Origin of the sequence: Marinactinospora rubrisoli (assembly GCF_042664915.1) — a bacterium.
In the GTDB taxonomy this organism is placed as follows: Bacteria; Actinomycetota; Actinomycetes; order Streptosporangiales; family Streptosporangiaceae; genus Marinitenerispora; species Marinitenerispora rubrisoli.
The window spans coordinates 185,420-212,342 of the sequence record NZ_JBHTBH010000007.1 but is presented as its reverse complement, the minus strand read 5'-3'; the positions used below and the strand labels follow the sequence as shown (position 1 = coordinate 212,342).

Here is a 26,923-nt window from a genome sequence, read left to right as displayed (position 1 = left end):
CGGACCGGTGTCGCGTGACCCGGCCCCGGCCTGCCGGGCGGAGCCGGGTCACCCGGTCAGTTCAGCCGGAACACCTGCGGTTCGGCGCCCTCGTCGTAGTCGCTGTGCAGGGTGGCGACGTACGTGCCCGGCCGCGCGTCCACGTCGGCCTCCCGGCAGTCGGTCCACGAGCGCGTGCGGTCCCACTCCACCGTCCGCGTCACGGGGACACCGCGGCGAAGCTGCTCGTTGTCGGCCTCCCGGCCCTCCACGCAGTCGGCGGTGGAGAAGATCCGGTCGTCGCCCGAGGTGATCCGCAGCTCCATGTTCTTCCGCCCGACGTCCACCGTGCAGGTCTGCGCGCCGGTGTTGACCGCCGTGATGGTGAACCTGGGCTCCTCACCGGCGGCGTAGTCGGTCTCGTCCGCCTCGACGGTGACCACGACGTCCTGCGGGCGGCAGGGGTCGCCCGGCTCCTCCGGCGCGGCCACGGTCTGCGCCTCCGATCCGGTGTCGCCCCCGCCACCGTCGCCGCCGGAACCGCTCCCCGGGCCCGCCTCCGGGCCCGGGCCCGCCCCGGCGTCGCCCGAGCCGTCCTGCGCTCCGGGGCCGTCGGCGCCCGGGCTCGGCTCCGCGCCGTCCTCGCCGTCCCCCGCCGGTGGAGTGGCTGGGATACTGGGACTCGACGATGCGTCGGGCGCCGCGCTGGCCTCGGAGCCGGGATTGTCGACGCTGGCCGCCCGCTCGCCGTCGTCCGAGGACGATCCGCTGCAGGCGTAGGCGATCAGCGCCACCACCACGAGTACCCCGGCCAGCACGAAGACACGCCGCTTCCAGTAGGTTTCGGGACTCACGGGTCCTGGGCGTCCGGTGCTTGCAGCCATGCGCCGTAGTATCGCGGCTTTCCTGGAACGCACCTACTCAACCCGCCGACCGACACCGATTGGCAATGAACGAAAACCCTTACAGCACAGCGGTTCTGGCCTGGTACGAGGCGAACGCCCGCGACCTGCCGTGGCGCCGGCCGGACGCCGGTCCCTGGAGCGTCCTGGTGAGCGAGATCATGCTCCAGCAGACGCCGGTCGTCCGGGTGCTGCCCGCCTGGGAGGCGTGGCTGCGGCGGTGGCCGACCCCCGCCGACCTCGCCGCGGAGCCGTCCGGCGAGGCGGTCCGCATGTGGAACCGGCTCGGTTACCCGCGCCGCGCCCTCAACCTGCACGCGTGCGCCCGCGCCATCGTCAGCCGACACGGCGGCCGGGTGCCCGACTCCCACGCGGACCTGCTGGCCCTGCCCGGGGTCGGCCCGTACACGGCGGCGGCCGTGGCGAGCTTCGCGTTCGGCCAGCGGCACGCGATCCTGGACACCAACGTCCGCCGGGTGCTCGCCCGCGCGGTCACCGGAATCGAGTACCCGCCCAAGGCGCAGACGAAGGCCGAGGTCCGTCTCGCCGAGTCCCTGCTGCCGGCGGCACCGCCGGTGGCCGCCCGCTGGGGCGTCGCCGTCATGGAGCTCGGGGCCCTGGTGTGCACCGCTCGCTCCCCGCGCTGCGTGGACTGCCCCATCATCGACCGGTGCGCCTGGCACCAGGCCGGCCGCCCGGCCCACGACGGCCCGCCCCGGCGCGGCCAGACCTACGCCGGCACCGACCGCCAGGTGCGCGGGCGGCTGCTCGCGGTGCTGCGGGACTCCCCCGGCCCGGTGCCCAAGTCGGCGCTGGACGCGGTGTGGGACGAGCCGGTGCAGCGGGAACGCGCCCTGGACGCGCTGGTCGCCGACGGGCTGGTGGACCCGCTGGAGGACGGCCGGTACGCCCTTCCGGGGTGATCGGGCCGCTGCGGTGCGCCGCTGCGGAACTGGCACGACTCGCCCGCGGCCCGCTCCCCTACGTGGAACGCTGAGCCGCGCCGGCCCGGCTGAGGGAGGCGGGGACCCCGCCCATCGGCCCTACGGCTCCAGCAGCACCGCCGGATCGAACTCCACGGCGAAGAGCCCGAGGTCGAGCCGGCACGTCTGCCCCTCGGCCGCCTTCTCCACCAGGGCGTAGCAGGAGCCGGTGAGCGCGTGCAGGAACACCTCGACCCGCCCGGGATCGTCTCCCGGCTCGACTCGCAGGTAGTACGCGATCCCGGCCTCGGCGTACAGGTTCGGCTTGAGCACCCGGTCCTGCGGCCGGCTGCCCGGGGAGACCACTTCCGCCGCCAGCAGGACCTGGCCGGCCTCGCTCACTCCCTTGTGGCCGTCCTGGTCCCGGAAGACCACGACGTCGGGGACGAAGATGCGGTCGCGGGCGAGCCGGACGTCGGACTCGGTCAGCGCCTCGCCGCCGTGCGCACGCGCCTGAGAACGCAGCAGCTCCCGGAGGTTGGCGGTGACGCGCTGGTGCAGCCGGACCGGCCTAGGACTCATGAGCAGCGCCCCGTCCAGCAGCTCGAACCTCGGCCCGTCCGTGGGCAACTCGCGGAACTCCGCCTCGGTCCACGGGCCTTCGTGTCCAAGGAACATGTCGCCTTCGGTACCGCTGGAGATCATCACCGCCACCTCGGTTCCCCTCCTCGTCACGGCCCCAGTGTGACACAGGGTGATTCGAACGCATGACCGAACCGTAACGGAGCGTGTCGCCGCCGCGCGGCGATTCGGCGGAACCGGTCGGCCCCGGCACGCGAAAGGGGGCGGCCGTTCGGCCGCCCCCTCGTCAGTTCTGGCTGACTACTCGCTCTTGCTCGCCGTGGTCTGCTCCACCTGCGGGCTGTCCGGGACCGACTCCGGCTTGGGGACCCCACGGAAGGTGAACTTCGCGTCGGTGCCCTCGCCTTCGACGTCGACGATGACGATCTGGCCGGCCTTGAGGTCGCCGTACAGGATCTTCTCCGACAGCTGGTCCTCGATCTCGCGCTGGATCGTCCGGCGCAGCGGGCGGGCGCCCAGGACCGGGTCGTAGCCCCGCTCGGCCAGCACCTGCTTGGCGGCCGGGCGCAGCTCCAGGCCCATGTCGCGGTCCTTGAGCCGCTCGTCCAGGCGGTCGACCATCAGATCCACGATGCTGATGATCTGCTCCTGGGTCAGCTGGTGGAAGACGATGATGTCGTCCACCCGGTTGAGGAACTCGGGCCGGAAGTGCTGCTTGAGCTCCTCGCCGACCTTCGCCTTCATCCGGTCGTAGTTCGTCTTGACGTCGTCCTCCTTGGCGAAGCCCATGGCCACGCCGCGGGAGATGTCCCGCGTGCCGAGGTTCGTCGTCATGATGATGACGGTGTTCTTGAAGTCGACGTTGCGGCCCTGCGCGTCGGTGAGCCGCCCCTCCTCCAGAACCTGCAGCAGCGAGTTGAAGATGTCGTTGTGCGCCTTCTCGATCTCGTCGAAGAGCACCACGGAGAACGGCTTGCGCCGCACCTTCTCGGTGAGCTGGCCGCCCTCCTCGTACCCGACGTAGCCGGGCGGGGAGCCGAACAGCCGGGAGACGGTGTGCTTCTCCATGAACTCGCTCATGTCGAGCTGGATCAGCGCCTCCTCGTCACCGAACAGGAACTCGGCCAGCGTCTTGGACAGCTCCGTCTTGCCGACACCGGACGGGCCGGCGAAGATGAACGACCCGCCGGGACGCTTGGGGTCCTTCAGGCCGGCGCGGGTGCGCCGGATCGCCTGGGAGAGCGCCTTGATGGCGTCCTCCTGGCCGATGACCCGCTTGTGCAGCTCGTCCTCCATGCGGAGCAGCCGGGAGCTCTCCTCCTCGGTGAGCTTGAAGACCGGGATGCCGGTGGCCGTGGCGAGGACCTCGGCGATGAGCTCCTCGTTGACCTCGGCGACGACGTCCATGTCGCCGGCCTTCCACTCCTTCTCGCGCTGGGCCTTCTTCGCGAGCAGCTGCTTCTCGTCGTCCCGCAGCGACGCGGCCTTCTCGAAGTCCTGCGCGTCGATCGCGGACTCCTTGTCGCGGCGCACCTGGGCGATCTTCTCGTCGTACTCGCGCAGGTCCGGCGGCGCGGTCATGCGGCGGATCCGCATCCGGGAACCGGCCTCGTCGATGAGGTCGATGGCCTTGTCCGGCAGGAACCGGTCGCTGATGTAGCGGTCGGCCAGCTGGGCGGCCGCGACCAGCGCGCTGTCGGTGATGGACACGCGGTGGTGCGCCTCGTAGCGGTCCCGCAGCCCCTTGAGGATCTCGATGGTGTGCGAGATCGTCGGCTCGTCGACCTGGATCGGCTGGAACCGGCGCTCCAGCGCCGCGTCCTTCTCCAGGTACTTGCGGTACTCGTCCAGCGTGGTGGCGCCGATGGTCTGCAGCTCGCCGCGGGCCAGCATCGGCTTGAGGATGGAGGCCGCGTCGATCGCGCCCTCGGCGGCGCCCGCACCGACGAGCGTGTGCAGCTCGTCGATGAACAGGATGATGTCGCCGCGGGTGCGGATCTCCTTGAGGACCTTCTTCAGCCGCTCCTCGAAGTCACCGCGGTAGCGGCTGCCAGCGACCAGCGCGCCCAGATCGAGGGTGTAGAGCTGCTTGTCCTTCAGCGTCTCGGGGATCTCCCCCTTGACGATCTTCTGCGCCAGCCCCTCGACCACGGCGGTCTTACCGACGCCGGGCTCACCGATCAGCACGGGGTTGTTCTTGGTCCGGCGCGACAGCACCTGCATGACGCGCTCGATCTCCTTGTCACGGCCGATGACCGGATCGAGCTTGCTCTCCCGGGCCGCCTGCGTGAGGTTGCGGCCGAACTGGTCGAGCACCAGGGACGTGGACGGCGTCGACTCCGAAGAGGCGCCGGTGGCCTGCGGCTCCTTGCCCTGGTAGCCGTGCAGCAGCTGAATGACCTGCTGGCGCACGCGGTTGAGGTCGGCGCCCAGCTTCACGAGCACCTGGGCGGCCACGCCCTCACCCTCGCGGATGAGACCGAGCAGGATGTGCTCCGTACCGATGTAGTTGTGGCCCAGTTGCAGCGCCTCGCGCAGCGACAGCTCAAGGACCTTCTTCGCGCGCGGGGTGAAGGGGATGTGGCCGGAGGGCGCCTGCTGGCCCTGGCCGATGATCTCCTCCACCTGCTGCCGGACCGCTTCGAGGCTGATGCCCAGGCTCTCCAGGGCCTTCGCAGCGACGCCCTCGCCCTCGTGGATGAGGCCGAGCAGGATGTGCTCCGTACCGATGTAGTTGTGGTTGAGCATCCTGGCCTCTTCCTGGGCCAGGACCACCACGCGCCGTGCGCGGTCGGTAAACCTCTCGAACATGTCTCGTCGCTCCTCACAGAGCGGTCAGGCAGGGACGGAAGTTCCGACCCTCACTCTTCCGCATCTCGGCCCCTGGGGAAAGCCTCTCCCCAGAGGCGCTTTCCGCACCCGTCCACCAAGCCGTCCGCCGTTCGGCCGACCCGACAAACACATCCCACACAGCCGGTGTTCCCACAAGCTGTGCAAGAGACTTTCCCCGACGATAGGGCGTTCACCCTCATCCAACTACCAATCGGGCCTTCGGTGTTCCAAGTACGCCGCAAGCGAACGGCCCGTGTCCCTCCGTGAAGAGGGAACACGGGCCGTTGCCGCCTGCTCGTGATGCGATGTGCTCTAAGCGAACACGCCTGCCCGGCCACCGGGTGCCCGGTGGCCGCGTCGTCCCTGCCCGGAGCCGCAGCCGCGACCGGGTCCTCGCGGACCGCGGAGGAGGCCGGCAGGGCCGGCCGCAGCGCGTCGGCAACGCACGTCCGGCAGCGCGTCAGCGCTGCGCGGCCTCGTACTCGGCGACGATGGAAGCCGGGATGCGGCCCCGCTCGTTCACCTGCTTGCCAGCCGCCTTGGCCCACGCGCGGATCTCCGCGCTGCGCTCGCGGCTCGGCGCGTTGCGCTGCTGGCGGCGGCCGCCGCCGCGCCCGGCCTTGGCCGGAGCCTTGCGGGCGGCGTCGACATACGGCGCGAGCGCGTCACGAAGCTTGGAGGCGTTCTTCTCACTGAGGTCGATCTCGTAGGTGGCGCCGTCGACCGCGAACGAGACCGTCTCCTCCGCCTCGCCACCGTCGAGGTCATCGACGAGAAGCACCTGAACCTTTTGTGCCATGGATACAGACCTTTCGCAGAGCGGTGCGCTAGCACCTAAATATAAAGCTATACCGCGGAGAACGGGAGAGACAATTCTCGGCGCGGCAAAAATCGTCTCTGCTATCCGCACTCCGGGACCGTCGAAAAGACGTGGCCATACGGGACCCGCCGGCCCGCGTGGCGCGGGCCGGCGGCCGATAAGCCGAGGAGGGCATGCCCCATTCCCTATCGCGGCCGGTTAGCGGCCGTCCGAGCCTGCCCCGTCGCCGGACACTTCGGTGGAAGCACCCGGCGTGGTCTTTGCCCCGCCATCCGCCGTAACGTCGTCGGCTCGGGCCGTCGTCGCCGAATCGGCGACGGTGGCACTGCTACTCGACGCGGTGTCAGCCTCGCTGACCAGCCGCCCGTCCGACGTTCTCGGAGCCATCTCCTTGCGGAGCAGCTTGTAGATGAACGTGCAGAAGGCCGTCGCGACAACAGCTGGGGGGATCAGCGCCGACAAAACGTCCCACATCGAACGCAAACCCCTTCCTTGTTGTGACTTTATCCAGTAATTACCCCGGTCAGGGCCCAGATCAGCTTACGCTCACGCTCCGTAGGGTCCGGTGTCGGCCCCGTATAACGCGTCACCGCCATCATAGACACCACGGGATCGTGTTCTCGCCCGCCACCCGGACGGGCTTTAGCGTCATCGCGCTATCACCTGCTCCATAAGGGATCCACGCGTCTCACCGCTGGGCGGGCCGACCTTAAACAGGGCGCCACGCCGACGAAAACGACACCCACGGACCCCGTGGGGGCGCAATCGCGACGGCGCCGCACGTCACGGTGGTACGAGAATATCGAACTGGATCGGGGCCTCCGGCGCTACGTCCGGCGTGAACAAAGATCCGTCGACTTCTTGGTCGGCGCGCACAGATTACCGGCCCCTATACCGGATCAGCGCACCTTGCGGGCATTAGCGGCTTAGCAGCCTCCGAGTTGTGGGATCGTGGCATCGTAACGGAGAAGAGTCAAGCACCCCCGCGTATCCGCGGCGCAAGTGCCGACAAGCCCGTCACTGTGGGCATTGGGGAGGGTCCCTGTCGTGCTGTTCCACGCCGATCTGCATATTCACTCCAAGTACTCACGGGCTTGCAGCCGGGATTGCGACCTTGAGCACCTGGCCTGGTGGGCGGCCCGGAAGGGCATTGCGGTCGTGGGAACCGGTGATTTCACTCACCCCGCGTGGCGGGAGGACCTGCGCACCCTTCTGGTCCCCGCCGAACCCGGCCTGTTCCGGCTGCGGCCGGATATCGAGGACCGGGTCTCGCGGACGCTCCCCCCGATCTGTCGGAAACTTCCACGCTTCATGCTCTCCGTGGAGATCTCCACCATCTACAAGCGGGCGGAGCGCACCCGAAAGGTGCATCATTTGCTGTACGCTCCGACGATGGCCGCGGCCGAGGCCATCACGGCGGATTTGGCGAAGATCGGCAATCTCGCCTCGGACGGGCGTCCCATCCTCGGGCTGGATTCCCGCGACCTGCTGGAGATCACGCTCAACAGCGACCCGGGTTCCTACCTGGTCCCCGCCCACGTGTGGACGCCCTGGTTCTCCGCGCTGGGGTCGAAATCCGGCTTCGACGCCATCGCCGACTGCTACGCCGACCTCGCCGACCACATCTTCGCCGTGGAGACCGGTCTGTCCAGCGATCCGGCGATGAACTGGATGGTCTCCTCCCTGGATTCCTACACACTCGTCAGCAATTCGGACGCGCACTCCCCGCCCATGCTGGCCCGCGAGGCGACCCGGTTCGACACGGAGCTGGACTACTACGCGATCCGCCGCGCGCTGGAAACCGGCGACGGCTTCCGCGGGTCGGTGGAGTTCTTCCCGGAGGAAGGCAAATACCACCTCGACGGGCACCGCAAGTGCGACGTCCGGTTCGACCCGGACACCACTCGCGAGCACAAGGGCCGCTGTCCGGTCTGCGGCAAGCCGTTGACCGTCGGGGTTTTCCACCGCGTGCACGAACTCGCCGACCGTGCCGAAGGCTACCGCGTTCCGGGCGCGGCCGATTTCACCAATCTGGTGCCGCTGCCGGAAATCGTGGGCGAGATCTTCGCGGTGGGCCCCAAGAGCAAGCGCGTACAGGGCGAGGTCGCCCGATTGGTCGCGGCTCTGGGATCGGAACTCGACATCCTCGCGACGACGCCGGTGGACGAAGTGACGCGGGTCGGCGGTGAACGGCTCGGCGAGGCCATCTCCCGGCTGCGGCGCGGCGCGGTCATCCGCGAAGCCGGTTACGACGGCGAATACGGAGTCATCAAACTCTTCGAGCCGGGCGAACTGTCGTCGGCCGGCGGCGGGCCGACCCTGTTCGACGACCACGAGATCGCCCCGACGGCGAAGCCCGTCCGCCGGACGCGCCGCGGCACCGGCGCCACCCCGGCGACCAGGCGGGACCGGCCGGCCGGTCCCGGCGGTCCCGCCGACGCCGGTGCCGCCGCCGACCTCGGCCTCCTCGATCCGGCCGCCGGCTCCTCCGCCGATCCGGGCACCGCCCGACCCTCGTCGGCCACGGCCGACGGCACGAGCGCCGACCCGACGCTGTTCCCGCAGACCCCGGACGGCGACGTGCGCCGTCCCCAGGGCCTGCTCGACGGTCTCGACCCCGACCAGCGGGCGGCGGCCGAGCGCGCCGGCGGCCCGCTCCTCATCGTGGCCGGTCCGGGCACCGGCAAGACCCGCACCGTGACGCACCGGATCGCCCACCTGGTCGCCGAACGCGGTGTCGCCCCCGAGAGCTGCCTCGCCATCACCTTCACCCGCCGGGCCGCCGAGGAACTGTCGGAGCGGCTGACCGCGCTGCTGGGCGAGCGCGCCGGCCGGATGACCGTCACCACCTTCCACGGCCTCGGCGCGCGGATCCTCCGCGAGCAGCACGGCAGGGCCGGGCTCACCGAGCGCTTCCAGATCGCCGACGAGACCCGCCGCGCCGAGATCGCGGTCGAGGTGGCCGGCTCCGACGCCGAGGCGCGCCGGCTGCTGGCGCGGCGCGACTCGGCCGCCACGGCGGCCGACGGCCCGGACGACCCCGCGCTGCGCGACTTCGAGAAGCGGCTGCGCGATCACGACCTCGTCGACTTCGGCGACCTGCTGACCTTGCCGGTGCGGCTGCTCGGCGCCGACCCGGACCTCGCGCGTCACTACCGCGAGCGGTGGCGGTGGATCAGCGTGGACGAGTACCAGGACGTCGACGAGACGCAGTACGCCCTGCTGCGGCTGCTCACCGCCGCGGACGGAAACATCACCGCGATCGGCGACCCGGACCAGGCCATCTACGGCTTCCGTGGCGCCGACGTCGGCTTCTTCCTCCGTTTCGCCGAGGACTTTCCCTCCGCCGAGACCGTGCGGCTGACCCGCAACTACCGGTCGAACGCGACGATCGTCCAGGCCGCCGTGCAGGCCATCGCGCCGAGTTCGCTGGTGCCCGGCCGGGCGCTGCGCGCGGTGGGCGACTTCACCGACCCGCCGCGGATCGGCGTGCACGTGGCGGCCGACGAACGCGCCGAGGCGTCATTCGTGGCCCGCGCCATCGACCGGCTGCTCGGCGGCACGTCCTGGCACTCGCTGGACAGCGGCCGGGTCGCCGAAGACGGCCACGGCGGCCTCTCCTTCGGCGACATCTGCGTGCTGTACCGGACGGACGCGCAGAGCTCGGCGGTCATCAGCGCGTTCAACACCGCCGGGGTGCCGTTCCAGAAGCGTTCGCACGACCGGCTGCTGAAGCGCCCGGGTGTGCGGCTGGTGGCCGACGAGCTGCCGCACCACCCCGAAGGACCGCTCACCGAGCGGGTACGCGCGGCCGTCGCGCTCCTGACCGAGCGGCACGCCGGCGACCCCGAGCTGGTCACGGACCTGCGCTCCGCCGGAGAGCTGGTGCTGCCGCTGGCCGCCCGCTGCGGGGACGACCTGCCCGATTTCCTCTCGGCGCTGGCACTGGGCGCCGAGGTGGACGCCCTGGACCCGCGCGCTGACCGGGTCGCGCTGCTCACCCTGCACGCGGCGAAGGGCCTGGAGTACCCGGTCGTGTTCCTGCTCGGCTGTGAGGACGGGATGCTGCCGTTCCGGTTCCCGGGCACGGCCGGCGACCGGGACCGCAGCGACGAGGACGAGGAGCGCCGCCTCTTCTTCGTCGGCATCACGCGAGCGCAGGAGCGCCTTTACCTGTCCCGCGCCCGCAGGCGCACCCGGCACGGCACGGCGGAGGAGACGCGGCCGTCGCCGTTCCTGGACGCGATCGACGCGGGCCTGACGATGCCGGTGGACGAGGAGTCGGCCGCGCGTCGGCGTCCGAAGGACCGCCAACTGCGGCTGCTGTAAGCCGACGCGCGTCTCCCGAGGGACCGCCGACTGCGGCTGCCGTGTCCGACAGGGAGTGCCCCTCGGGCGCTAGTCGAGATGCAGCAACATGCGGGTGTTGCCCAGCGTGTTGGGCTTCACCCGCTCCAGGCCGAGGAACTCGGCCACGCCCTCGTCGTAGGACCGGAGCAGTTCCTCGTAGACGCGCTGCGAGACCGGGGTCCCCTGGATCGGCTGGAAACCGAGTCGGCCGAAGAACGCGGTTTCGAAGGTGAGGCAGAAAACCCGTCGCACGCCCAGATCGCGTGCGGTGGCGAGCAGCTTGCCGACCAGCCGGTGACCGACTCCGCGGCCCTGCACGACCGGATCGACCGCGACCGTGCGCACCTCCGCCAGGTCCTCCCAGAGGACGTGGAGGGCGCCGCAGCCGACGACGGTGGGCCGGCCCCCGTCGTCGGCCTCGGCGACCCAGAACTCCTGGATGTCCTCGTAGAGGTTCACCGTGCTCTTGGAGAGCACACGCCGCTCGCCGCTGAACGTGTCGATGAGCCGGCGGATGTGGGAGACGTCGTGCGTCCGCGCCCGGCGGACGGTGACCTGCGTGTCGGACATGGCCGGACCAGCCTATCCGGCCGGAAAACGCCGCGGGCGTGCCGGTCGCCCCCTGTTCCCTCCCGGAGGGGTCGGACCGGTACGCCCTGTCGATCGGCTACCGCCGGAACGCCGCGGAGCGGCTGCCGGATCAGATCAGCTGCCGCCGGGCGGCCCACACCACCGCTTCGATCGGGGTGTTGACCCCGAGGCGGTCGCAGATGGAGCGCAACCGACGCCGCAGCGTGCGGGCACTGAGTTCGAGCCGCCGGGCGGCGACGTCGGTGGTGACGCCGGTGGCGATCTCCGCCAGCAGCTGGATCTCGTCCTCGGTCAGGTCAGGTCCGATGACCGGGACACTCTCCCGGGTCGACGCGGGTACCGCTACCAGCGCCTCCCGCACCGGCGAGACCGTGGGCTCCTTGACCGCGTGACGTACGAGTGTGGCCTGTTCCACTCCGTCCTCCCTCATCCGTGGTGAGCGCGGAACATCAACTCGTCGCCGCCGGGACCTCGGGAGAGTGGAGGAGGGGACCTCGTGACGAACGCGCGGGGGCGGAGGGCCGAACCCCGGGCCGAAGGCTCGCGTTCCCCTGGCTCGGAAACGTGAATCCAGGCTCGACAGGGATTCGGCACCCCAGTGACAGCGACCTGGGACGGACAGATCGCACGGGGGCGCACTCGGCAAAGGATGGGCGAAACCGACGGAGCCGTTCTCAGCCATCCTCACTCACCGTCATATAGATCCACTGCGGCAAACATGCGGAATTCTCCGCTCGCTTCGAAACGCTAAGCGGACGGGCACGCAGCGTCAAGGTCTATTCATTGACAGAAAGTAGTCGAACGATCGTTCTCTGTTACGAACTGCAGGTGACAGCGCCCTTCACAACCCCACTGACCTGCGTAAATAATCTACATGGCGGCGGCTGGGAGACAGGCCGGGACGATTCAAAGAGTATTCTCAAACTGGCGTTCCGGACAGTGCCATTGGCCAGGAGATTCGACATTGGCCGCGGTCGGCCAGCACTGAAACGTGGCCTCAGCCACAATTTGGATGATCTTGGGCCGTCCCCTCCCAGCTCGGAGAGGACGGCCCGGCACGCATTAGCTCGGCTTGACGAGCGGGAACAGAATGGTTTCCCGGATGTTCTTTCCGGTGAACGCCATCAGAAGCCGGTCAATGCCCATTCCCACCCCACCGGACGGCGGCATGGCGTATTCGAGCGCCCGAAGGAAATCTTCGTCCAGCTGCATGGCCTCGGGGTCGCCGCCCGCGGCCAGCAGCGACTGCTCGGTCAGCCGACGGCGCTGTTCCACCGGGTCGACCAGCTCGGAGTAGCCGGTGCCCAGCTCCATGCCGAAGCCGATGAGGTCCCACTTCTCGGTGAGCAGCGGGTCCTCGCGGTGCTGCCGGGTCAGCGGGCTGGTCTCCAGCGGGAAGTCGCGCACGAACGTCGGCTGGATGAGGGTGTGCTCGACCAGCTCCTCGAAGAGGTGCTCGACCAGCTTGCCCTGCCCCCACGCCGGGTTCCACTCCACCTCGCGGGAGTCGGCCAGCTTGCGGACGTCCTCGATCGGGGTGCGCGGGGTGATCTCCTCGCCGAGCGCGGCGGACACCGCGCCGAAGAGGGTCACCTGCGGCCACTCGCCGCCGAGGTCGTACTCCACGCCGTCCCGCCGGACCACCGTGTCGCCGAAGACGCTTCGGGTCGCCTCCTGGATCAGCTCCCGGGTGACGTCGGCCATGACGTTGTAGTCGGCGTAGGCCTGGTAGAACTCCAGCATCGTGAACTCGGGGTTGTGCGTGGAGTCGGCGCCCTCGTTGCGGAAGTTCCGGTTGATCTCGAAGACCCGCTCGATCCCGCCGACCACCAGGCGCTTGAGGTACAGCTCCGGCGCGATGCGCAGGTAGAGGTCCAGGTCGTAGGCGTTGATGTGAGTCGTGAACGGCCGCGCCGTGGCGCCGCCGTGCACCTGCTGCAGCATCGGGGTCTCGACCTCGACGAAACCGCGCTCCTGCAGGACGCCGCGCAACGCGCGCACGGCGTCGGCGCGCCGGCGCACCATCTCGCGCGCCTCGGGGTTGACGATCAGGTCCACGTAGCGCTGCCGGACCCGCGCCTCGGGGTCGGTGAGCCCCTTGTGCTTCTCCGGCAGCGGGCGCAGGCACTTGGCGGTCAGCCGCCAGGAGTCCACCATGATGGACAACTCGCCGCGGCGGGAGGTGATGACCTCGCCCTCGACCCCGACCTGGTCGCCCAGGTCGATGTCGCTCTTCCAGGCCGCCAGCGACTCCGCCCCCAGCTTGTCCAGCGACAGCATCACCTGCAGGTCGCCGGAGACGTCGCGGATGGTGGCGAAGCACAGCTTGCCGCCGGTGCGGTACAGCATGACCCGGCCGGTGATCCCGACGCGCTCCCCGGTGCTCTCGTCCGGCCCGAGGTCGCCGTGTTTCGCGCGCACCGCCGAGATGAGGGTGGTCCGGGGGAAGCTGACGGGGTAGGGATCCACCCCGCTCGCCCGGAGCCGCTCCAGTTTCTCGTAGCGGACCCGCATCTGCTCCGGCAGGTCGTCGTAGGAATCGTCCAGCACGTCACTCACGCGCCCGATCCTATCTGCGGTACCCGGCGGACGCGCATTCCATTCCCGAGGACCGGTCACACCATGACAACGACCGAGGCGCCGGAGCATCGGCCCCCTCGCGGAGGCTCACGTGACGTTGCGCTCGAAGACCATGCGCAGGCCGATGAGCGTCAGGGACGGTTCGTGCACGTCGACGGTCTCGCACTCGTCGATCACCGTGGGGGCCAGGCCACCGGTGGCCACCACGGTGACCTCGTCGACGTTCTCGGTGAGTTCCTGCGCCATCCGGTCCACGATGCCGTCGACCTGGCCGGCGAAGCCGTAGACGATGCCCGAGCGCAGCGCCTCCGTCGTGTTCTTGGCGATGACCGAGCGGGGGCGGAAGATCTCGACCATGTGCAGCTGCGCTCCGCGGCGGGACAGTGCCTCGACCGAGATGTCGATGCCCGGCGCGATCGCGCCGCCGACGTACTCTCCACGGCGGCTCACGGCGTCGAAGGTGGTCGCGGTGCCGAAGTCGACGACGACGCACGGCCCGCCGTACAGCTGCACGGCGGCCAGCGCGTTGACGATGCGGTCGCTGCCGACCTCCTTGGGGTTGTCCATCCGGATCGGCACCCCGGTCTTCACGCCCGGCTCCACGATGACCGCCGGAACGTCACCGAAGTGGCGGCGGAACATCACCCGCATCTCGTGCTGAACGTGCGGCACCGTGCAGCACATGGCGATGCCGTCGATGTCGCGGTGCCCCACCAGGCCGCTGCCGCTGAGCAGGCCCTGCAGCACCACCGCCCACTCGTCGGCGGTCCGGCGGGCCTCCGTGGCGACCCGCCACTGCTCACGCAGGCCCTCCCCCTGGAAGATGCCGAACACAGTGTGGGAGTTGCCGACGTCGAGCGCGAGCAGCATCTGGTGCCTTATCCATGGTCGGGGCGGTCGGTCAGGTCGAGTCCCGCAGGTCGAGCGCGATGTCCAGGGCGGGGCTGGAGTGGGTCAAAGCGCCAACGGCAAGATAGTCCACACCGGTGGCCGCCACGTCGGCCGCGACGGAAAGAGTCAGTCCGCCGCTGGATTCCAGCCGGGCCCGGCCGGCGACCAGCCGCACGGCCTCGCGAAGTTCGGCCACGTCGAAGTTGTCGAGCAGCAGTTCCTCCGCACCCGCCTTCAGGGCCGGCTCGATCTGGTCGATCCGGTCGACCTCCACTTCGAGGGGGAGGCCGGGGTGGGCGCGGCGCACCAGGTGCACCGCCTCGGCGACCCCGCCGGCGGCGACCACGTGGTTGTCCTTGATCAGCGCCGCGTCGCTGAGCCCGGCCCGGTGGTTCACGCCGCCGCCGCAGCGGACCGCGTACTTCTCCAGCACCCGCAGGCCCGGGTGGGTCTTGCGGCTGTCCCGGATGCGGGCGCCGGTGCCGGCGACCGCGTCCACCCACTGCCGGGTGTGCGTCGCGATCCCGGAGAGGTGGGTGAGCAGGTTCAGTGCGGTGCGTTCGGCGGTGAGCAGGTCGCGGGTGCGCCCGGTCAGCGTCATGAGCACGTCGCCGGGCCGCACGCGGTCGCCGTCGCGCACCCGGCGCTCGGTCGCCACCACGCCCTCGGAGACCTCCCAGAACACCAGCTCGGCGAGCGGGAGGCCGGCGACCACGCCGGGCCGGCGGGCCACGATGTCGGCGGTGCTGGTGTGCGTCGCGGGGATGGTCGCCGTGGTGGTGACGTCCTCCGGAGTGGCGCCGAACAGGTCCTCCGCCAGGGCCCGGCGCACGAGTTCGACGTGCTGGGCGGGCTCGCCACCGACGTCGCGGAGTTCCGCGGCGAGTTCGGGGGTGGGTGAGCGGTCGATGTCGGTGGGCACGGTGGTCACCTCGTCGGTCAGCCGGATCCGGATCGGGCGGCGGAAGCCCGGGTCGGGCTCGGGGAGATCGGCGCGGCGGTGCGCGCCGCGGCTCTCCCGCCGGGCCTCGGCCGCGGCCACGAGCGCCCGCGCGACGGTCAGCAGGTTGGTCGCCTCCCACGCCTCGACCCCGGGAGTCCCGGAGTCGGACACGGCGAGTTCGGCGAGGCGGTCGCGGGCCGCGGCCAGGCCGGGGGCGTCGCGGACCACCCCGACGTGCCGCGACATGGTGGCCCGCAACTCGCCCACGATGGCCGGGTCCGCCAGGCCCGCGAGGTGTTCGCCCTCCGGCGGGCCGGCCGCCCCGGACAGGGCGGGGACCGGAGTTCCCTCGGCGAGGCGGTCGGCGATCCGGTGGCCGTAGACGACCGCCTCCAGCAGCGAGTTGGACGCGAGCCGGTTGGCGCCGTGCACGCCGGTGCACGCGACCTCGCCCACCGCGAACAGGCCGGGAAGGGTGGTCTGGCCGTCCGGTCCGGTGCAGACGCCGCCGGAGGCGTAATGGGCCGCCGGGGCGACCGGGATCAGGTCGGTGACCGGGTCGATGCCGTGCGCGCGGCAGCTCGCGAGGATGGTGGGGAAACGGGTCCGCCACTTCTCGGCGCCGAAGTGGCGGGCGTCGAGGTGGACGTGGTCGGTGCCGTTGCGCGCCATGGCCCGGGCGATCGCGCTGGCCACCACGTCGCGCGGCGCGAGGTCGGCCAGCTCGTGCTCGCCGAGCATGAACCGTTCTCCGGCGGCGTCCACAAGGAACGCGCCCTCACCGCGCACGGCCTCGGAGATCAGCGGCTGCTGGCCGCGCGCCCCGGAGCCGAGCCACAGCACGGTGGGGTGGAACTGCACGAACTCCAGGTCCTGTACCTCGGCGCCGGCCCGCAACGCGAGCGCCAGGCCGTCGCCGGTGGAGACCGCGGGGTTGGTGGTGGCGGCGAACACCTGGCCGAGCCCGCCGGTGGCCAGCACCACGGCACGGGCGTGCACGGCTCCCACGCCATCGCGCTGTCCCTCGCCCATCACGTGCAGCGTGACCCCGTGAACGGCGGTCCGGCCGTTCTCGACGGTCAGCAGCGCGTCGAGGGTCAGCGCGTGCTCGATGATCTCGACGCGAGGTTCGGCCCGGACCGCGGCGATCAGCGCGCGTTCGATCTCGGCCCCGGTGGCGTCGCCGCCGGCGTGTGCGATGCGGGAGGCACGGTGGCCGCCCTCCCGGGTGAGCGACAGCTCGCCCTCGGGCGTGCGATCGAAGGCGGCGCCCACCTCGACCAGCCAGCGCAGCGCGCCGGGGCCGTCGGTGACGAGCCGGCGGACCGCGTGCGGCGCGCACAGGCCGGCTCCGGCCAGCACGGTGTCGACCATGTGCGCGACGGGGGTGTCGGTGGGGTCGATCGCGGCGGCGATGCCGCCCTGGGCCCATCGGGTGGAGCCGTTGGACAGCTCGTCCTTGGTGACGAGCACGACGCGCCCGCTGGGGCAGGCCGCAAGGTAGCGGAGTGCGGTGCTGAGGCCGGCGATGCCGGAGCCGACGATGACGACGTCGGTCTCGACCGTCCAGCCGGGCTCGGGGGCGGTCAGCCGCCGGGGTAATGCGGGTACACCCGCGCTGCTGTCGCTCACCGAGTTCTCCTTGCTCCCCCGTTGTAGCGCTTCATGGCTCTCGGGGTGTTCTCCTGCTGTTTCCCAGCTTTACAGGCTGATCGGGACGTTATCAATCAGGCGGGTCTCGCCCACCCATGCGGCCACCACGAGCACGGCGTCGCCCCGGTAGTCGCCGGAGACCTCGGTGAACGTCGTCGGCTCGACCAGGGACAGATAGTCGACGGCCACCGGCGGGGTGGCGGTCGCGGCCTCGTCCAGCACCTCGCGGGCGGCGCTGAGGATGCCGATCGCGCCGGTCACCGCCGCGTCGGCGCCGGCCAGCAGCGCGCGGGACAGCGCGAGCGCGCTGCGGCGCTCGGCGGGGCTGAGGTAGACGTTGCGGCTGGACGTGGCCAGGCCGTCGGGGTCGCGCACGGTGGCCGCGCCGACGATCTCGACCCGCAGGCACAGGTCGCGCACCATACGGCGCACCACGGCGAGCTGCTGGGCGTCCTTCTGCCCGAACACCGCGACGTCCGGCCGGACCAGGTGGAACAGCTTGCTGACGACCGTGAGCACCCCTTCGAAGAAGCCCGGCCGGAACTCCCCTTCCAGTACCTGGCCCATGGCGCCCGGGTGCACCGTGACGATCTGCGGGCCGGGGTACATCACGTCCACGCCCGGAGCGAACACCACATCGACACCGGCGTCGGCGCAGACCGCCAGGTCGGCCTCGAAGGGACGCGGGTAGCGGTCGAAGTCCTCGGTCGGCCCGAACTGCAGCGGGTTGACGAAGACGCTGACCACGACGGCGTCGGCGTGCTCACGTGCGGTCGCGATCAGCCGTCGGTGCCCGCTGTGCAGCGCCCCCATCGTCGGTACGAGGGCGGTCCGGCGGCCCCCCAGTGCGGCCCGCGCCCGGTCCAGCTCCTCGACGGTGCGCGCGACGACGGGTCCCGGCCGGCCGGTGGGCGGGGCCGGAGCGGGGTCGGATGCGGTCGGTTCGGTCATACCTGCCTCCGGTGCCTTGATGACGCTCGTGGGGGGTCACGCCTGGAGGACGTCCAGCAGCCGTTCCGCGTCGTGCGGCTTCAGCAGCCCGGCCGCGAGCGCGCGGTCGGCGGTGAGCCGGGCCAGCGCCACGTAGCTGGGCACACTCTCGGGCGAGTGGGTCCGGAGTTCGGCGATGTGCTCGGCCACGGTACCCGCGTCACCGCGCAGCACCGGGCCGCTCAGCCCTTCGATGCCCAGCCGCAGGGCGTTGTCCAGCGCGGCGCCGAGCAGCGGGCCGAGCAGCCGGGCCGGGTCGTCCACCCCGGCCGCGCCGAGCAGGGACGCGCTCTCGGCGACCAGGGTCACGAGGTGGTTGGCCCCGCCGGACAGCGCCGCGTGGTAGAGCGCGCGGCGGTCCTCCTCGATCCAGACCGGCTCGGCGCCCATTTCCACCACGAGGGCCTCGGCGATGGGCCGCAGCCGTTCGGGGGCGGACACCCCGAAGGAGCAGCTGGCCAGCCGGCTGGCGTCCTCGGGACGGCCGGTGAACGCCATGACGGGGTGCAGTGCGAGCGGTAGCGCCCCGGCGGAGGTGGCCGGGTCGAGCACGCGGTAGCCGTGCCGGCCGCTGGCGTGCGCCAGCAGCTTGCCGCGCACGGGCGCGCCGGTCTCGACCAGCCCGCGCACCAGCGGCTCCAGCGCGTCGTCGGGAACGGTGAGCAGCACCAGATCCGCGGCGGCCACCACGTCGGCGGGCTCCCGGAGCCGCGCGTTGGGCAGCCGCTCGGCGACCCGTGCGCGGGACGCCTCGGAGACCGCCGCGGCGGCGACCACGGAGTGCCCGGCCCGCTCCAGGGCGGCCCCCAGCACCGAGCCGACCCGGCCCGGCCCGATGACACCCACCGAGAGCCGCGCCGGGCGCTGTCGCGTCGCTTCCGCCAGTTCCATGTTCCTCGTTCCAGTCCACGCCGGGTACCGGACGTCGTGCGCCCCAGCCTACTCGGCGGCCCGTCGGCGCCACTCCGGTGTGCCCTCGATCCTGCCTCCGCCCGGCGCACGCCGCATCGGGGCGGGAGGCCCGCAACACGAGGCCGGCGCCGCCCCTTCAGGGGCGGCGCCGGCGCTTCGGCTCAGTCAGGCGTGGAGCCGTTCACTACCACAGCCAGACGTGGTTGTCGTCGACCTCGGCGGCGACCGCGTTGGAGTCCTCGCAGTTGGCGCCGGCCTGGCCGAGGACGGCGATGGCGTTGCCGCACACGTTGATCGGGACGTCGAGGTCGACACCGATCTGGTTGCCGCCCAGGATGCTGCCGTTGCCGGAGGTGTTCCAGTCGTCGGCGAAGGCCGGCGAACCCGCGAAGAGCACGCCGGAAGCGGCGGCGACGATGGCGCTGGCGGCGAAGGTCTTCTTCAGCACTGCGTTTCCCCTCTCGGACGGCCGGACAGCGATTGCCGTCACGCCGTCCCGTTGACGTACTGTGGCGCTGCGAACACGCGCCGTGTTCGATACCCATTCAGCCACACATCAACGGCTCTTGGGGGCGATTTTACGAAAGAGTTTGACTCTACGCAGTCGCCCGGGCGCGTAACGTCACCCAGCATGTCGGATTTGCCGGGGCGAACGTCCTCCCCCACACGCCGCATAGCGTGGCACATGTCACACGACTCGCACTGTGCGCGAGTCGCCAGGTCCGGGACGACACGCGCGTTACCTCCGCCGCTGCGGACGGAACGGTGGATAGTGGGGAGCATTGCGCCGCTGTGGGGAGAACAGGCGGGCCCGGCCGGACGTCCGAGCCGGTACACGATGCCGGAAAGGGCGACGTCGGCGACGCGCGGCCCGCGCCCCAGGAACGTCCGGTGGCCGTCGCCAGAGGGCTCGGTGGTGCGCGTTCGCGTCAGCGGTCCTGCGGGGCGCTCCTCGTGGCCCACCGCTCCGGCCCGGCCGTGGAGGAACGGCTGTCGTGCCCGCGCTGCGCGAGACCGTCCACCACCCGCCGCGCCTCGGCGAGGTCCCGGCCGGCCGCCCGCGCCCGCACCGGGCCCGGCGGTGTGTCCACCTCGACCGCGGCCACGCCCCGCCGCCGCGCGAGCGGCCCGGCGGTCAGCCGCACGGTCTGCGTACGCGCGTGCGGCACGATGTCGATGACGGTGCAGAACAGGCCGCTCCGGGTCACGACGACGCTGTCGTCCACCCCGAGAGCGTCATTGCGGGACAGCCCCCGCCGGGCCGGATGCAGCGCCACACGGGTGGCGTCCGTCCCGGGGAAGAGCTCGTCGACCAGCGAGAAGGCGAGCCGCCGGGGGACCACCGGCAGCAGGGTGGAGGAGTCCATCTGGCGCTCGCCGACGTACCCGGCCACGTTCGCCTCGACCCGGACGACACCGAGCGAGCGCCACAGCAGCGGCTCGACGATCCGTACCGCCTGCACCCGCCCGGGGGGCACCGTCTGCATGCGGGCCTGGAAGACGCCGTAGCGCAGCCGGAGCCCGTCCGGCGACAGGGAGGCGTAGAAGTCGGTGTAGCGCAACAGCGGTCCGAGGAAGCTGCGCATCAGCCCCAGGAGCAGCGGGACCATCCCGCCGAGCACGCCCGGTTCGACGAACGCGAAGCCGGCCACGGTCAGCAGCAGGAAGAGCACGAACGCCGCCAGCACCGGGATCCGGAACGCGAGCGCGCCCAGCAACAACCCGAACCGCAGCCGGTAGAACGGCCACTCGGGCGCCTCGGGGGTCCGCCCCGACAGCCCCGCCGCGTGCGCCAGCAGACTGGCCCGCAGCCGGTCGGCGGTGCGCCGGCCGAGGTAACGCAGCCGGATCTCGCCCTGGTCGCCCCCGGCAAGTTCCACACGCAGCTCAGCGAGGCCGAGCACCTGCATGAGCAGCGGGCGCACGACGTCGACCGCCTGCAAGCGGCTCAGCGGGATCTCCCGGGAGAGGCGGCGCACCAGGCCGGTGTGCACGACGAGGTGGTCGCCGTTCAGGCCGAACGTGGTGTTCCACCACGACAGCAGCGAGTACGCCCCCGCCGCGAACCCCACCGACAGCGTGAGGAACAGAACCCACAGCACGCCGAAGTTCAGCAGCACCACGCCCGGCATCGCCAGGAAGACCAGCGCCACGACCGCCGCGCGCAGCGGAACCGTCAGCCAGTGCGGCCGGTGCAGCCCAGTGGTGACGTCCGGCTCGGGCCGGGCGGGCCGGGCCGCCCGCGGGGCCTGCTGCCACACGGGCGCATACCGCCCGGGGGGCGACGGCGGCAGGAACCGCACGGTGCTGCCGGGCTGGGTGAAGTGCGGGCCGTGCGGCGGATGGCCGAATCCTCCCGGGCCCGGAGGTCCCGGAACGGGACCACGCCGCACCGGGTACGGGGGCCGTCCGTGTGCCGGGGACGGCATGCCCGGAACGGGCGCGGACGGTCCCTGCGGCGGACCGCCGGACCCCGTCGGCCCGTGCGGCGGCGGGCCGGATTGCGGACCGGCAGGGCCGTGCGACACACCACCACCGACACCGGTTACCTCATGCGGCGGCACACCACCGCCCGAACCCACAGGTCCGGTCGCCAGCCGACCGTGACCGGTCGCGGGTCCGTACTGCGGCACACCGGAGTCCGAACCGACCGACCCATGCGACTCACCACCACCGCCGACACCGGTGGCCTCATGCGGCGGCACACCACCACCCGAACCCACAGGCCCCGTCGCCAGCCGACCGTGACCGGTGCCGGCCGGTCCGTGCGGCGGCTCTCCGGCATCCGCAGCACCGTACGGCGTTCCCGCGGATTCCGGATCGGCAGGTCCATGTGGCGGCGGACCGTGCTCCGCGCTGGTGGCCTCCTGCGGTGGCCGGCCGGCGGCGTACCCCGGAGGGGTGACCGCTGACGATGGCGGACCACCGGGAACCGCGCCATGGCCGGGTCCGGGCTCGCCCGAAGCCGGATCGGCGGGGCGGCCGGTGCCATTCGGCGGCGCGTCCGGCGAAGGGGTGTACACCGGCATCGCCGGACGGCGCGGAGTTCTGCGGCCGGAACCCGGAGCGGGGTGCGCGCCGCCAGTGGGCGCGGCCCGGAACGGCGGGGCCGGTGGCCGGGCCCACGGCCCCGCGGAATGAGCGGGGTCGGCCGGAGCGGCGTCGGACCGGACCGCGTCACGTCGGGCGTCCGTCGGCCGCCCCACGGTCATCTCCGGTCCACCATGCGGCGCCGGTGTCGGTGGCGGATCGGCGTACGGAACGGCCGTGGCCGGGGGCCCCGCGTCGGCCGGGGCGAATCGCGGCCGCGCACCACCGGACCGCGCCGGTCCGGCCGGGCGCCGTGCCCGGCCGCCGTCGCCGGATTCCTCGTCGGCATCGACGTACGGCCACAGCGGCGTCACCGGCCAGGGCGTGTCGGCCCGGGCTCGGCGGGCACGCTCACTTCCGGCCCGTGGGGCGGCGTGCTCGGCGCGGCCGTCAGAGGCCGACGAAGACGCGTCCGGTCCGCGCGGATCACCCGCCTCGTCCGCGGCGTGGGACACCGGCGTCTCCCACGTCCAGGCGGCCACCCGCCCTTGGTGCCCGGCAAGCCCGGCGGGGGCGGGGGCCGCGCCGTCATCGGCGCCGTCCGCCCGCCCTCGCCACGGAATCCCCGCCTCCGGCGGCGCGAACACCGGGCGCCGCCCCACGGACCGGTCGTGGCTCGCATCGCCACGCCCGGGACCCGGCCGCGGATGCGCGCCGTCCCGGTCGTCGCCGTCGTCAGTCCTGGACACACCTGTAGGTCTAACCGGATGCCGCTCGTCGATACCTCGCGGCACCTCCTCTGCGCGTCCGGCCGCGTCGCCCGCGGGCTCTTGCGAGCCGGGGCGCGAACCGGACGTCGCCGTGATCGTCGGCCTGCGCGCGGCACCGCCCTGAACCGACGGCGTACCCTCCCCGGTTTCCAGGTGCCGTCCGGCCTCGGCGGCGCCGTCCACTCCACCGGTGGACTGCACCGGGTCCGTCGTGCGCTCCCGGTTCAGGTGGTGGCCAGCGGTCCCATCGGCCGCGACGTGGTCAGGGTCCGGCGACTCCCCCGGCCCACCATCCGCCGCCCAACCGGACTCGCCGGGCCCGGTTCCCGCCGGTGGCGTCCCGTCCGCGGCGGGCGTCGTGCGCCCTGCTCCGGGCGTTCGGCCCGCATGACGATCCGATCCCACGGGACCACGGGCGGACGGGCCGTCGGCCTCCTCACGGTCCTCCGCCACCGGCGCCGACCCGGCGGAGTCCGTGTGGCGGCCCTGCGCAGAGTCCGATGCCCCGTCGGCGCGATCCGCCGCGGACGCGTCGCCGCCCGAACCCGTCACCGTCAACGTCCGCGACGCCGGGCCCGCGCCGTCCTTCGGCGACGAGATGCTCTCACCCGCCCCGTCCCGCCCGGCGCCCGCCGCCGACGCCGGGCGTCCGGACTCGCCACCGAGCCCCAACGACGACCGGACCTCTGCTGCGGCCATCTCCCGCTCAGGCGACGCAGGGGCCGCCGCACCCTCCCGCCTTCCGGTGTTCGGCGCGGCGGCTTCGGTACCTCCGGCACCGTCTCCGGAGGCTCCTGACGAGCGGGCGGGATCCGCGGGCTCTCGGGACGCATTACCCGGCTCAGCCCGCACGGCGTCCTCGGGATGCTCCGGCTCGGGCGTATCGGAGTGCGCTCCCGCACCGGCCACCGAGGCCGGCAGGACGGCACCGTCGACGGCCTCGTCCCGGTCGGTCTCGATCGGATCTGCGGGCCCACCGGCGTCCGCAGCCTGCCATGGGGTGCGGTCCGTCTTCGGCGGCGCCTTCTCCCGGCCCCCCGGCTCGCCGCGGCCGTCGCCATCCGACGGCCGCGAGCCGTCCCCGGTGGCCACAGCACCGTCAGCGGCGGCACGGTCCGGCGGTCCCCCGGCCGAGCGTCCGGATTCAGCGACATCGTCCGACGCGCCCTCGCGGGCGTCCTCGGCTATCCCATCCCGCCCCACCGACGAGGCGGCCTCAGACTGCCCGGCCTCCGGACCGGACTCCCCAGCGTCGGCCATGGCCACACGACCCGGCTCGGTGACGCCGTCGGACCCGTGCACGCGGTCCCCGTCGGCCGTGGCGGCACTGGCCGCCAGTGAAGTCGTCGCAGGCTCGCCATCCTCCGGACCGAACCCGTCGGCGGTGCCCCTGGCGACACGAATCGGCTCGGACGGCGGCGTTCTCCCTGGTGAAGCGCCCGCGCCGCCGGAGTCGTCGCTCTGCGGCGCCTCGGCGGGGGCGTGCTCTTTCTTCTCCGCGTGAGCGTCCCCGGTCGTGGCCATGCTCCCGGGGCCGTCCGCGGATCCGGCGCCTGCCGCGGATCTCAGGTCGGCGAAGGACCATCCGGCGATCGGCTGCGGGGCGACGTCCTCCACCCGGTAGGGATCGGTCGGCGCGGTGATCTGGCGGAGCACCGGTAGCCGGTCCGGCCCGGGGCGGGCGGGAGCGTCGAAGATCCAGTCGTTCTCGTCCGCGCCGGGCCGGTCGGCGCTCGCTGCGGGCGGTGTCGCGTTCCCGGGCCGGGAACGTGCGGACGCGCCATCACCGGAGTCCGTCACCGGCCCTTCCGTGGCCGGTCGCTCGTCGCGGCGCGGCCCGGCGTCGCCGGTGTGGTCCGCATCGGGCTCCGTGGCCGGTTCATCGCCGGACGAGTCCGCGGACGGTCCGGTGCGGTCCCCGACGTTCGCGGCGGACGGCTCGGAGCCGGTGGACGGGGTGCGGCGGCGCCAGCCGAACCAGCCGCCGCTGCGGGACGCCGAGCGCTGGCCGGGTGCGGTGTCCTCCGCGGTCCGGCGGTCGGGGTCCCACGGTGTTCCAGGGGTTACCGGGTTCTCGTTCGGTTCGCTCACGCGTCACAGTCCCGTGGAGAACGTCTCGCTGCGCGCCGCGAGGCGGTCGCGCAGCCGGGTGGCCTCGTCCAGGGACAGGCCGGGGATCCGCGCGTCGGCGGTGGTGGCCGCCGTGCGCAGCCGCACCGTGGCGATTCCCAGCGCCTGTTCCAGCAGGTTCGCGGTGACGTCCACCACCTGCATGCGCCCGTAGGGCACGACGACCAGCTGCCGAATGACGACGCCGCAGGTCAGATAGAAGTCGGTACGGCCCTCGGCGTACCCCCAGGAGGCGCGCGCCCGTGGTGCGGTCAGCCAGCCGGCGACGCCGATCGCCAGCAGTGGGACGACGACGGCGACCGCCCACGCGGCGCCCAGCGCGAAGCCCGCGACCGCACCGGCGATGACGGTCGCCGGGAGCAGCACTCCGGCGAGCGCGAGCCGGTTGTACAGGGTCAGGGCCGGCGACACCCGGCTCCATGAGGAGCCGGCCGGCGCCGCGAAGGCCGCCTCCACCGCGGAGGCGGTCTGCGCCGCCCGGACCGCTGTGGTCCGGGCGTCGTCGCTGGTCTCGGTCCCGGGTTCCTCGGGCGACTCATTCGAGGTGGCAAACTCCACGATTCCAGTCAATCATCCCGAAGGCCATCTGGAGCGCATGCCGACACGTCGTCCCCGCATGCCGCCGCGTCCGCGCCCGTCCGCGTGGTCACTCCGGCGCATGCGGGTCACGGTCCCGATCGCCGGTGGGGACCCGGCAGGCGTACTCCAGGAACAGCGCCGCGCCGAGCAGCAGCAGCCCGGCGAGCCCGGTCCCCGCCGCGGTGGCGGCGTCGGCGCGTGGTGCCGCCATCTCCAGCCGGTCGGCGAGCGCCAGCGCCATGCCGCCGAACAGGCCGACCACGAGCGACCCGAAGACCGCGCTCGCCTTGGCCAGCGCGACCAGCCGGGCGACGCTGAGCGGCTCGACGGGTGTAGTGCCCGGTGCCCGGCGGATCCGCCGGCGGATGTGCACCGCGGTGACGATCTCGCCGATTCCGAGCAGGGACAAGGTGGGGATCGCCGTCCATGGCAGTACCGGAAGGCTGCTGTAGAACTGGCGGACGACGAGGAAGCCGACCATTCCGCTGACCACGACCAGGCCCAGGGGCAGCCGCCAGCCGGTCGGCCGCATCCTGCCCTGGGGGCCGTTCTGGTGTTCCTGGTGCATCTAGTCGGGAACCTGCAGCACGAGGTCGTCGCGACGGTGCACTTCCTGGTGACGCACCGCCGTCAGAAGGTCGCGCACCGAGCCGCGCCCGGGGATCCGCGCCTCCGGATCGACGTCCGCCCACGGGCGCAGCACGAACGCGCGCTCGTGCGCGTGGGGGTGCGGCAGGGTGAGGTCGGGGTCGTCGCTCACCTCGTCACCGTAGACGATGATGTCAACGTCGAGCGTCCGCGGCCCCCACCGGACGTCGCGGACCCGTTCGAACGCCTCCTCGACGCTCTGCGCACGCTCCAGCAGCGTCTGCGGGCCGAGGAGGGTGTCGGCCACCACGATGGCGTTGAGGTAGGGCCCCTGCTCCGGACCGCCCACCGGGGCGGTCTCGTACACCGGCGATGCGGCCACGAACCGCAGTCCCCTGGCGTCGAAGAGGGAGTCGAGCGCCCCCTGGAGGTTGTCCATCCGCTGACCGAGATTGCTGCCGAGTGAGAGGACGACCCTGCGAGCGTCATCCCAGCTGTTCATGTCGTCTCCGTAGGATCGTCACGGTCACGTCGTCGAACGGGTGCGGGATGGGGGCGTGCGGCTTGTGCACGGTCACCTCCACCTCCGCCACCCGCGGCTCGGCGAGGCAGACCGCCGCCAGGCGGTCGGCCAGCGTCTCGACGAGGTTCACCGGCTCGCCCTGGACCACGTGGACCAGGCGGTCGGCGAGCTCTCCGTAGTGCACGGTCTGCGTGAGGTCGTCGTCCCGGGCGGCCGCGCGGGTGTCCACGGCCAGAACGACGTCGATCACGAAATCCTGCCCATCGCGACGTTCATGGTCAAATACCCCGTGATACCCCCGGGCACGCAATCCGCGCAGTGCGATCCGGTCCGGCACCGCGGTGGCCCCGCCCTC

At 72.1% G+C, this 26,923-nt stretch carries 20 protein-coding genes; 2 read left to right on the top strand and 18 right to left on the bottom strand.

Annotated elements, in window-relative coordinates; all coding sequences use genetic code 11:
- Positions 1-56 precede the first annotated feature (56 nt).
- Positions 57-833 (bottom strand): hypothetical protein, encoded by a 777-nt coding sequence (locus ACFQRF_RS16190; RefSeq protein WP_379871928.1) that lies wholly within the window; start codon positions 831-833, stop codon positions 57-59.
- Positions 834-928: 95 nt separating this feature from the next.
- Between ACFQRF_RS16190 and ACFQRF_RS16185 the strand changes: the two genes are divergently transcribed.
- Positions 929-1,804: an HhH-GPD family protein gene (locus tag ACFQRF_RS16185; RefSeq protein ID WP_379871927.1), complete on the top strand. Its 876-nt coding sequence runs from the start codon at positions 929-931 to the stop codon at positions 1,802-1,804.
- A 120-nt stretch (positions 1,805-1,924) separates the two neighbouring features.
- Here the strand turns inward: ACFQRF_RS16185 and ACFQRF_RS16180 are convergent, their stop codons facing one another.
- The 4 genes from ACFQRF_RS16180 to ACFQRF_RS16165 all read right to left on the bottom strand — a co-directional run bounded on the left by ACFQRF_RS16180 (position 1,925) and on the right by ACFQRF_RS16165 (position 6,512).
- A complete protein-coding gene (locus ACFQRF_RS16180; RefSeq protein WP_379871926.1) occupies positions 1,925-2,539 on the bottom strand; it encodes a Uma2 family endonuclease in 615 nt (204 codons plus the stop codon).
- Positions 2,540-2,686: 147 nt separating this feature from the next.
- On the bottom strand, positions 2,687-5,197 hold the full coding sequence (locus ACFQRF_RS16175; RefSeq protein WP_379871925.1) for an ATP-dependent Clp protease ATP-binding subunit: 2,511 nt from the start codon (positions 5,195-5,197) through the stop codon (positions 2,687-2,689).
- Between the two features lie 481 nt (positions 5,198-5,678).
- The gene (locus ACFQRF_RS16170; RefSeq protein ID WP_379871924.1) at positions 5,679-6,017 is read right to left on the bottom strand and encodes a histone-like nucleoid-structuring protein Lsr2; all 339 of its coding nucleotides are present in this window, start codon (positions 6,015-6,017) and stop codon (positions 5,679-5,681) included.
- Positions 6,018-6,236: 219 nt separating this feature from the next.
- Positions 6,237-6,512, bottom strand: a complete 276-nt coding sequence (locus tag ACFQRF_RS16165) for a hypothetical protein (protein WP_379872093.1) — start codon at positions 6,510-6,512, stop codon at positions 6,237-6,239.
- Between the two features lie 573 nt (positions 6,513-7,085).
- Between ACFQRF_RS16165 and ACFQRF_RS16160 the strand changes: the two genes are divergently transcribed.
- Positions 7,086-10,367, top strand: a complete 3,282-nt coding sequence (locus ACFQRF_RS16160) for a UvrD-helicase domain-containing protein (protein WP_379871923.1) — start codon at positions 7,086-7,088, stop codon at positions 10,365-10,367.
- 69 nt (positions 10,368-10,436) lie between these two features.
- On the opposite strand, the gene ACFQRF_RS16155 is transcribed toward ACFQRF_RS16160, so the two are convergent.
- The 13 genes from ACFQRF_RS16155 to folB form a co-directional block, all read right to left on the bottom strand.
- Complete coding sequence (locus ACFQRF_RS16155; protein WP_379871922.1) at positions 10,437-10,958, bottom strand: amino-acid N-acetyltransferase; 522 nt, start codon at positions 10,956-10,958, stop codon at positions 10,437-10,439.
- 130 nt (positions 10,959-11,088) lie between these two features.
- Positions 11,089-11,394: a LuxR C-terminal-related transcriptional regulator gene (locus tag ACFQRF_RS16150; protein WP_379871921.1), complete on the bottom strand. Its 306-nt coding sequence runs from the start codon at positions 11,392-11,394 to the stop codon at positions 11,089-11,091.
- Positions 11,395-12,041: 647 nt separating this feature from the next.
- Positions 12,042-13,538, bottom strand: coding sequence for a bifunctional lysylphosphatidylglycerol synthetase/lysine--tRNA ligase LysX (lysX, locus tag ACFQRF_RS16145; RefSeq protein WP_379871920.1), 1,497 nt, complete (start codon positions 13,536-13,538; stop codon positions 12,042-12,044).
- A 108-nt stretch (positions 13,539-13,646) separates the two neighbouring features.
- Positions 13,647-14,429, bottom strand: a complete 783-nt coding sequence (locus tag ACFQRF_RS16140; protein ID WP_379871919.1) for a type III pantothenate kinase — start codon at positions 14,427-14,429, stop codon at positions 13,647-13,649.
- Positions 14,430-14,460: 31 nt separating this feature from the next.
- Positions 14,461-17,025, bottom strand: coding sequence for an L-aspartate oxidase (locus ACFQRF_RS16135; RefSeq protein WP_379871918.1), 2,565 nt, complete (start codon positions 17,023-17,025; stop codon positions 14,461-14,463).
- Positions 17,026-17,094: 69 nt separating this feature from the next.
- Complete coding sequence (panC, locus tag ACFQRF_RS16130; RefSeq protein ID WP_379871917.1) at positions 17,095-17,997, bottom strand: pantoate--beta-alanine ligase; 903 nt, start codon at positions 17,995-17,997, stop codon at positions 17,095-17,097.
- Between the two features lie 36 nt (positions 17,998-18,033).
- On the bottom strand, positions 18,034-18,927 hold the full coding sequence (locus ACFQRF_RS16125) for a Rossmann-like and DUF2520 domain-containing protein (RefSeq protein WP_379871916.1): 894 nt from the start codon (positions 18,925-18,927) through the stop codon (positions 18,034-18,036).
- A 205-nt stretch (positions 18,928-19,132) separates the two neighbouring features.
- A complete protein-coding gene (locus ACFQRF_RS16120; protein WP_379871915.1) occupies positions 19,133-19,396 on the bottom strand; it encodes a chaplin family protein in 264 nt (87 codons plus the stop codon).
- A 481-nt stretch (positions 19,397-19,877) separates the two neighbouring features.
- The gene (locus ACFQRF_RS16115) at positions 19,878-21,377 is read right to left on the bottom strand and encodes a PH domain-containing protein (protein ID WP_379871914.1); all 1,500 of its coding nucleotides are present in this window, start codon (positions 21,375-21,377) and stop codon (positions 19,878-19,880) included.
- Between the two features lie 3,465 nt (positions 21,378-24,842).
- Entirely contained in the window at positions 24,843-25,436 is a 594-nt protein-coding gene (locus ACFQRF_RS16110) for a PH domain-containing protein (protein WP_379871913.1), read from the bottom strand.
- 88 nt (positions 25,437-25,524) lie between these two features.
- The gene (locus tag ACFQRF_RS16105) at positions 25,525-26,025 is read right to left on the bottom strand and encodes a DUF3180 domain-containing protein (protein WP_379871912.1); all 501 of its coding nucleotides are present in this window, start codon (positions 26,023-26,025) and stop codon (positions 25,525-25,527) included.
- On the bottom strand, positions 26,026-26,547 hold the full coding sequence (folK, locus tag ACFQRF_RS16100) for a 2-amino-4-hydroxy-6-hydroxymethyldihydropteridine diphosphokinase (RefSeq protein ID WP_379871911.1): 522 nt from the start codon (positions 26,545-26,547) through the stop codon (positions 26,026-26,028).
- The gene (gene folB / locus ACFQRF_RS16095; RefSeq protein ID WP_379872092.1) at positions 26,531-26,905 is read right to left on the bottom strand and encodes a dihydroneopterin aldolase; all 375 of its coding nucleotides are present in this window, start codon (positions 26,903-26,905) and stop codon (positions 26,531-26,533) included. Before folB ends, folK begins: the two co-directional genes overlap by 17 nt.
- Positions 26,906-26,923 lie beyond the last annotated feature (18 nt).